Below are 1,147 nucleotides of genomic sequence, written 5' to 3'. Positions count from 1 at the left end.
GCTGCTGAACAATCCGGGTGTCCGCACCTCGGGTTGGCGGGGCGCCTGAAATACTGCGTGTATGCAGGGTGAGTCGGATCGGCAACGGGAATTGCTGGATGTGGAGTCGGTGGCGGGGCATCTGCTCGAGCCCGGCAGCGTGTTCGCATTGCTGGCCGAGCATCGGGACCGGTTGTTCCCGGCGGAGTTGTTCGCCGACCTGTTCCGGTCGGGTCGGGGCCGGCCGTCGATCCCGGGTGAGGTGATCGCCTCCGTCATCGTCTTGCAAGCCCTGTACGGCCATTCGGACCGTGAGGCCGTGGATGCGTTGACGTTCGATCTGCGGTGGAAGGCTGCCTGCGGGTACGCGGTCGATGCGAAGGGCTTTGACTCGTCGACGTTGACCTATTGGCGGCGCCGGTTGGCGGCCAGCGAGCGTCCGCAGCGGATCTTCGAGGTGGTACGTCAGGTCATCGCCGAGACCGGGGCGGTCAAGTCCAAGACCCGCCGGGCACTGGACTCGACGGTGCTGGACGATGCGGTTGCCCGTCAGGACACGATCACCCAGTTGATCGCCCAGATCCGTCGGGTGGGCCGCGAGGTCCCCGACGCCAAAGACCTCATCGCCAGCGTGTGCACCCGCCTGGCCCAGGTGACCGGCCACGGATACGAGACGGCGGGCAAACCACGTATCGCGTGGGACGACCAGGCCGCCCGCGACGAGCTGGTCTCCGCCCTGGTAGCCGATGCGTTGGCACTGCTGGAGGCTTTGAACGTCGAGGCGATCACCGCCGCTGGTGGCAGGCCGGCCGAGGCGGTCGCTCTCTTGGCGTTGGTGGCCGGTCAGGACGTCGAACCGGCCGAGGATTCCGATGGCACCGACGGGCGGTGGCGCATCGCGCGCCGTACCGCCCCGGATCGGGTGATCTCCACTGTCGATCCTGATGCCCGGCACGCGCACAAGACCCAGCAGCGTCGCCAGGACGGGTTCAAAGCCCACATCGTGGTCGAACCCGACACCGGCTTGACCACCGCGACCCGGCTGACCCGGGCCAGCGGCCCGGACAATTCCGATGCCACTGTCGGCGCGGACCTGGTCACCACAGATCCCACCACTACAGACGTCGAGAACATTGAGGTGCTGGGCGATTCGGCGTACGCCACCGGA

General features: G+C 67.4%; 1 protein-coding gene. It reads left to right on the top strand.

Going from position 1 to position 1,147, the window contains the following annotated elements; all coding sequences use genetic code 11:
- Nucleotides 1–61: 61 nt before the first annotated feature.
- Nucleotides 62–1,147, top strand: a 1,086-nt coding sequence (locus DPA01S_RS16030) for an IS5/IS1182 family transposase (RefSeq protein ID WP_061917927.1), incomplete at its 3' end; no start/stop codon positions are given.

Origin of the sequence: Dietzia papillomatosis NBRC 105045, from assembly GCF_001570845.1 — a bacterium.
Classification (GTDB): domain Bacteria; phylum Actinomycetota; class Actinomycetes; order Mycobacteriales; family Mycobacteriaceae; genus Dietzia; species Dietzia cinnamea.
Note: the sequence above shows the minus strand (reverse complement) of the source record. Positions and strands in the feature narration are given on the sequence as shown.